Origin of the sequence: Amycolatopsis sp. NPDC059021 (assembly GCF_042739895.1) — a bacterium.
Lineage (GTDB): Bacteria > Actinomycetota > Actinomycetes > Mycobacteriales > Pseudonocardiaceae > Amycolatopsis.
In genome coordinates this window covers 138,798-145,215 of sequence record NZ_JBHYIQ010000014.1, presented here as the reverse complement: position 1 = coordinate 145,215, position 6,418 = coordinate 138,798, and the positions used below count along the sequence as shown (strand labels likewise).

The window sequence follows — 6,418 nt, the reverse complement described above, 5'->3', positions numbered from 1 at the left end:
GGGATGCACTGAAAGCGCCCTTCAGCTCACCGAACGCACCGAAAGCGCCCTTCAGCACAAGCAGGGGCAGCCCCAGACCGGCGCAGTCCAGCCCAGACCGGCTCAGCCCCGCATGGAGGAGAGATCAGCGGTCGCCGGGGCGGTTGAGGAAGGCCGAGGCGACGGAGAGGACGCAGGCGACGCCGACGATCGCGCTGACCCACCACGGGCCGCCGATCACGAGGTTCCACACGAACGCCGCCGCCATCAGCACGGCCGCGATGATGTTCCGGACCTGCAGCCCGCTCGGTTTCGCCATGTCACCGACCCTCTCATACGAGCCGGGACGGCTGATCACCACGCGGCGCGTTCGACGTAGCTGGTCCCGACGGCGAGCGTCATCGTGTACGTAGCCGAGCGGCCAGTCGCTTGTCACCACGTGCCGAGGCTGCCCGCCACCATGCGGCGTGGACACCAAGCGAACCAAGCGAACCAAGCGCGGAGCCGCTCACCACGTGGCGCGTTCGCCGGGTTCGAGCAACCGCAGCCGATCCGCCAGCCCCGCCGCCGAGAACGCGGAAGCGACGTCCGCGGGGCCTTCGCTGAAGTGTTTCCAGCCACGCAGGTGCAGCGGGACCACCACATCCGCCGCGAGGATCCGGGTGGCTTCGACGGCGTCGACACTGGTCAGTGTCAGGGGAGCGCCGTCGAACAACGCGGTCCGCGCGGCACCGGCGAAGAGGACGGCGAACTCCACCGGCCCGGCGATGCCCGCGATCTCCCGCACGACGTCCAGCGACGCGTTGTCACCACTCACGTACACCGTCGGCAGGCCTTCGCCGCGCAGCAGGAAGCCGATCACCTGGCCGGTCACCGGCTCGGCGCCGGGCGGGCCGTGCAATGCCGGGACGGCGACGACCTCGACCGCGCCGACTTGCGCGGATTCCCACGGCTTCAGGCCGCGTGCGGTCCCGCCCAGCCGCGACGCCCCGCCGGTGGTCGTGAAGGTCACCGGCACGGAAGCCAGGAACTCCCGGCCGGCCGGGTCGAGGTTGTCGGCGTGCTCGTCGTGGGAGAGCAGCACGGCGTCGATGCGGCCCACCTCGGACGCGCCGAGCGCGGGCTCTTCGGTCTTGGTCAGCGGACGGCCGGGCGCGCCGCCCTGCACACCGAGGCCGCTGAACGTCGGATCGGTGAGGAACCGGGCGCCGCCCAGTTCGAGAACGGCGGTCGGCCCGCCGACGAAGGTCACAGCAAAGGTCACGTGCACCGACAACACCGCGAGCGCCGGAGAACTTCCCCGCTCAGCAGGCCCGCAAATATTCGACCTGGTCGATCAGGTTCTCGGCGCCGTAGTCGAACAGGCGCGTGGCCCCGGTCTCGCTGAAGCCGCACTTGCGGTAGAAGCGGCGAGACTGCGGAGTGTCGCGCCACGTCCACAGATGCACCTGGGCGAAGCCGTCGCCGGACAGGCGCCGCAGCGTCTCGGTCATCAACGCGGCGGCGATGCCGCTGCCCCAGCCGTCGGGGTGACCGTAGAAGCTGGAGATCTCGGCGAAACCCGGCCGTTCCGAAGACGGGAGCGAATAGGACAACGCCATCGGACGTCCGTCGAGTGCGCCGAGCAACAGCGTTCCCGCGCCTTCGGCGATCCGCGCGTGCCAGCGGCCCCGCCTGCTCCGGAGGGCTTGCTCGGCGAACTCCGGATCGAAGGACGGCGCATACGCCACCTTCCACGCGGCGGTGTGGATCTCACCGAGCACGTCGCCGTCGTCCGGCCCGGCCTCCCGAATCTCGATCATCCGGTCACCCTAGGGCGCCGACTGCCGCCGCGAGCTGATCACCCCGGTGTTGAACCCGGCCAGGTGCAGCCCACCGGCGAAGCGCGCGTGCTCGATCTTCACGCACCGGTTCATCACGACGTCCAAACCGGACTCACGGCCTCGTGCCGCGACGTCCTCATGCCACAGCCCGAGCTGCAGCCACAACGTCCGAGCGCCGGCGTCGATGACCTCCTCGGCCACCTGCGGCAGGTCGTCGTGCTTGCGGAACACGCTGACCAGGTCCACCTCGCCCGGCACGTCCTTCAGCGACGGATACACCGGCCGCCCGAGCAGCGTGTCCAGCCGCGGGTTCACGAAGTTGACCTCGTAGCGCGTCGAGGACAGCAGGTAGGTCGCGACGAAGTAGCTCGGCCGGGCCGGATTCGCGGACGCGCCGACCAGCGTCACCGACTTCGTCCGCCCCAGGATGCGCCGCCGCTCGACGGCCGAGACGTCGTACGTCATCCGGCCACCGCCTTGTCCAGCGCCTGGTCGAGATCCCAGAGGATGTCCTCGACGTCCTCCAGCCCGATCGACAACCGGATCAGGTCCGGCCCGACTCCCGCGGCCCGTAACTGCTCGTCCGACAGCTGTGCGTGCGTGGTCGACGCCGGGTGGATCACCAGCGTCCGCGCGTCACCGACGTTGGCCAGATGCGACAGCAGCTCGACCGATTCGACGAACTTCTCGCCCGCCGCGCACCCGCCTCGGAGTCCGAAGGAGAACACCGCGCCGGGCCCGAGCGGCAGATACCGCTGCGCGAGCGCGTAATGCGGATGCCCCGGCAGACCGGCGTAGCCGACCCACTCGACGCGGTCGTCCAGCTCCAGGTATTCGGCGACGGCGCGGGCGTTGGCGACGTGCGCGTCCATCCGCTGCGGCAGCGTCTCGACGCCTTGCAGCAGAAGGAAAGCCGAGTGCGGCGAGAGCACTGCTCCGATATCGCGCAACTGCTCTGCCCGCAGCCGCGTGCAGAAAGCGTATTCGCCGAAGTTCTCCCAGTACTTCAGGCCGCCGTAGCTGTCGACGGTCTCGGTCATCCGAGGGAACTTTCCGTTGCCCCAGTCGAACTTCCCGGATTCCACGACGATTCCGCCGAGCGTGGTCCCGTGCCCGCCGAGGAATTTCGTCGCCGAGTGCAGCACGATGTCGGCGCCGTGCTCGATCGGACGGCACAGGTACGGCGTCGCGAGCGTCGCGTCCACCACGAGTGGAATGTCGTGTGCGTGCGCGAGATCCGCCAGCCCGGCGATGTCGGCGATCGCGCCGCTCGGGTTGCCGACGACCTCGGTGTAGAGCAGTCGCGTCTTCTCGGTGATCGCCGCCGCGTAATCCTCGACGCGGTCACCGCTCACAAAGGTCGTCTCGATGCCGAAGCGGGCGAGAGTGCCGGTGAGCTGTGTGACCGTCCCGCCGTAGAGCCCGCTCGCGGACACGATGTGGTCACCGGCTTCGGCGAGCGCGGAGAACGTCAGGAACTCCGCGGCCTGCCCGCTGCCGGTCGCGACGCCGCCGATCGCGCCTTCGAGACTCGCGATCCGCTCCTCGAAGGCCGCCACGGTCGGGTTACCGATCCGGCTGTAGATGTTGCCGTACTTCTGCAGCGCGAACAGGTTCGCCGCGTCCGTGGCGTCCTCGAACACGAAGCTGGTGGTCTGGTAGATCGGCACGGCGCGGGCACCGGTCGCCGGATCAGGGGTGCCGCCCGCGTGCAGCGCGCGCGTGCGGAAGCCCCACGTACGTTCGCTCATCGAGCGTCACGGTACTCAGCGTTCCAGCTCGTGGCCATCGATTCCCAGCCGATGGACCGCGGCGAGATAGTCCGACACCGCCGGGACGTCACCGGCATCGGAGATCAGCGCGATATAGCCGTCGGGCCGGATCAGCACGAGGGTGCGGTCGGTCGCGCCGTAGGCGTCGGTGAGCTGGCCCTCGGCGTCGGCGATGTCGCCGGGGCCGGTCGATTGTCCGACGACCTGGAGAATCCTGAGGTCGAACGAAGAGGCTTCGAGCGCGGACGCGGGCCCGAAGTTCAGCAACGTGAAGCGCCCGCCGCGCGTCAGCTCGAACAGCCGGCGTGTGCCCTCCACCGTCGTCAGCTTGACGGCGTCAGGGGCGCGATCACCGGCGCGGAGCGGGGCAGTCTCGTCGCGGTCGTCGCGCGCCAAGGCGGAGCCGCGATAGGTGATGCCGAGCTGCATCGTGGTCGCGTCGCGGCGGACGGGGACGCCCTTCGGCTCGATCGCCTGCTTCAAGCGCGCGTTCGAGAGCGCGAGCACGTAGGCCGCGACCGGCCGTCGCTCGGCTTCGTAGCTGTCGAGCAGCGTCGGCGAGGCGCCCTTGATGACCGCCGCGAGCTTCCAGCCGAGGTTGTGCGCGTCCTGGATGCCGGTGTTCATCCCCTGCCCGCCGGCGGGGGAGTGGATGTGCGCCGCGTCGCCGGCGAGGAACACGCGTCCCTCGCGATAGCGGTCGGCGAGACGAATGTTGGCGCGCCACAACGACGACCACTCCGGCTCGTGGAGGCGGATGTCGGTGCGGCCGCTCCGCCGATCGAGGATCGCCTGCATGTTCGCGAGGCTGAGATCGGGATCCTGTCCCGGCGCGATGCTCGCCTGGTACTGGAAGGCGTCGGTCGAGGGCAGCGGGCAGAGGTTGACGAGGCCGTCGGCTTGCCGCCACATGTGCCAGGCGTCGCGATCGAGGCCGTCGGCCTCGACGTCGGCGACGATCATCCGCACCTCTTCGCGAGTCTCGCCCTCGAAAGCGATACCGGCCTGCTTGCGGACGATGCTGTGGCCGCCGTCGCAGCCGACCAGCCAGCGCGCGGTGATCGTCTCAGCCACGCCGTCCCTGACGACCACCGCCGACACGCCGTCGTCCGACTGCTCGAAGCTTGCGAGCGCGGTGCTGAACTCGACCGTGCCGCCGAACTCCGCCAGCCGCAGCCGCAGTGCTTCCTCGATCCGCCATTCGGGCGTGATCAGGCTTGCCGGATAAGGAATATCGGGGCGATCCTCCAGCGGCTCGCCGCCGCTCGTCGTCACCTGGCCATCGGGGGCGGTCGAGCGGATCGGCATCGCCATCCGGCCGTGGGCGAGCACGCGATCGACGATGCCGAGATCGTCGAACACCTCAAGGGTGCGTGGCTGGACGCCCTTGCCGCGCGACCCGGGCCGCGGGCCGGGCGCGGCCTCGATCAGCCGGAACGAGACGCCGTCGCGGGCTAGCTCGCAGGCCAGGGTCAGCCCGGTCGGGCCGGCGCCGACGATCAGCACCGTGGTCTCCACCATCTTCTCGCTCCCTCATAAGAGATGAATCCATCTCTTATGAGCGTAGAGAGATTCGCTAAGGAATGCAAACCTTCCTTATAATGGGGTCGTGACCCCACCTGACGAGACGCCCTCCCGGCAACGCCGCCGCGGGCCCGAACTCGAGGCCGCGCTGCTGGACGCGGCCTGGGACGAGCTGGTCGAGGCCGGTTTCGCGAAGCTGACCATGGAGTCCGTCGCCACCCGCGCCGGCACCGGCATCGCCGTGCTGTACCGCCGCTGGGCCAACAAGGACGAACTCGCGCTCGCCGCGCTGGAGCACTACCGGGACAGCCACCCGGTCGACTTCCCCGATACCGGCTCCCTGCGCGGCGACCTCCTCGAAGCGCTGACCGGCATGGGTCAGGCTCGCGCCGCCTTCTTCGCCATCGCCGTGGCCGCGGTCGTCTCGGGACTACTGGCCGGAGCCGGGCTCACTCCCGCCAAGGTGCGCGACCGGATCATCGGCGACCAACGGCTGGTGCGCGTCCGGACCCTCTACCAGCGTGCCCACGACCGCGGCGAGATCGACCTGGAGCGGATCCCCGCCGCGGTGCTCGCCCTGCCGTTCGACCTGGTACGTCACGATCTGCTGATGGACCTCAAACCCGTTAAGCCCGCGCGCATCCAGTCGATCGTCGACGAGCTTTTCCTGCCCCTCGTCCGGCTTGACGGCTAGTCGTCGACGTCCCAGGTCTGCTGCTGGCCCTTCGCGGGGTCGCAGGGTTCGGCGGTGACCTTCTTGAAGTCGTAGGACAGACAGGTGTGGCCGCTCGCGTTCTCGAGGAGCCCCTTCGAGCGGCCCTCGCCGCGCAATGTCCAGCGCTGTGCGGGCGCGCCGTCGCAGGCGCTGGTGTACACCGACCTGCTGTTGCGGCCCACTTCGAGACAGCGTTTCGAGGCGACGTCCTCGAACACCATGCTGCCGGACACGTGCCACTGGTGCTTCGGGTCGCAGCGATACGTGTCGACCAGGCCGCCGTCCTCGCCGAGGCAGTAGCCGGTGTGGGCGTGCTTGAGCTGGTACGGCGGATCGGCCGAGGCCGTGCCGGAGAACGACATGGTGGCGAGCAGGACGGCCGGGACCAGTACACGCGCACGCTTCACCGGACAACTCCTCACCGTGGTGGCAGTTCACTCTCTGCCTACCGTGCGGTGCCGGTTGTGGGAAGTCGCCCGACCGTGGCTGAGCGTGGGCTGAAGGGGACTTTCCTCGCAAAGCCAGAGGGGGAGAGAACCCAGAGAGCGGCGTATGCATCTGAAAAAACCCCGACGCCCCCGGGCGCGCGGCGCCACGGGGGGCCG

Annotated in this window: 8 protein-coding genes; 1 reads left to right on the top strand and 7 read right to left on the bottom strand. The window is 69.5% G+C overall.

The window, feature by feature from the left end; translation table 11 throughout:
- Positions 1-124 precede the first annotated feature (124 nt).
- From ACFWX1_RS11475 to ACFWX1_RS11450, 6 genes are all read right to left on the bottom strand, one after another.
- On the bottom strand, positions 125-298 hold the full coding sequence (locus ACFWX1_RS11475) for a hypothetical protein (RefSeq protein WP_378386277.1): 174 nt from the start codon (positions 296-298) through the stop codon (positions 125-127).
- A 189-nt stretch (positions 299-487) separates the two neighbouring features.
- Positions 488-1,243, bottom strand: a complete 756-nt coding sequence (locus ACFWX1_RS11470) for an MBL fold metallo-hydrolase (RefSeq protein ID WP_378386275.1) — start codon at positions 1,241-1,243, stop codon at positions 488-490.
- A 40-nt stretch (positions 1,244-1,283) separates the two neighbouring features.
- Positions 1,284-1,781 (bottom strand): GNAT family N-acetyltransferase, encoded by a 498-nt coding sequence (locus ACFWX1_RS11465; RefSeq protein ID WP_378386273.1) that lies wholly within the window; start codon positions 1,779-1,781, stop codon positions 1,284-1,286.
- Positions 1,782-1,790: 9 nt separating this feature from the next.
- Positions 1,791-2,267 carry a CoA-binding protein gene (locus tag ACFWX1_RS11460; protein ID WP_378386271.1) on the bottom strand — a complete coding sequence of 159 codons (477 nt, stop codon included), beginning with the start codon at positions 2,265-2,267 and terminating at the stop codon, positions 1,791-1,793.
- Positions 2,264-3,553 carry an O-acetylhomoserine aminocarboxypropyltransferase/cysteine synthase family protein gene (locus ACFWX1_RS11455; protein ID WP_378386269.1) on the bottom strand — a complete coding sequence of 430 codons (1,290 nt, stop codon included), beginning with the start codon at positions 3,551-3,553 and terminating at the stop codon, positions 2,264-2,266. Before ACFWX1_RS11455 ends, ACFWX1_RS11460 begins: the two co-directional genes overlap by 4 nt.
- A 15-nt stretch (positions 3,554-3,568) precedes the next feature.
- Positions 3,569-5,095 (bottom strand): FAD-dependent oxidoreductase, encoded by a 1,527-nt coding sequence (locus tag ACFWX1_RS11450; protein ID WP_378386267.1) that lies wholly within the window; start codon positions 5,093-5,095, stop codon positions 3,569-3,571.
- Between the two features lie 88 nt (positions 5,096-5,183).
- On the opposite strand from ACFWX1_RS11450, the gene ACFWX1_RS11445 reads away from it, so the two are divergent.
- Positions 5,184-5,792: a TetR/AcrR family transcriptional regulator gene (locus ACFWX1_RS11445; RefSeq protein ID WP_378386265.1), complete on the top strand. Its 609-nt coding sequence runs from the start codon at positions 5,184-5,186 to the stop codon at positions 5,790-5,792.
- Here ACFWX1_RS11445 and ACFWX1_RS11440 read toward each other — a convergent pair.
- Complete coding sequence (locus ACFWX1_RS11440) at positions 5,789-6,220, bottom strand: ricin-type beta-trefoil lectin domain protein (RefSeq protein ID WP_378386263.1); 432 nt, start codon at positions 6,218-6,220, stop codon at positions 5,789-5,791. The genes ACFWX1_RS11445 and ACFWX1_RS11440 overlap by 4 nt on opposite strands.
- Positions 6,221-6,418 lie beyond the last annotated feature (198 nt).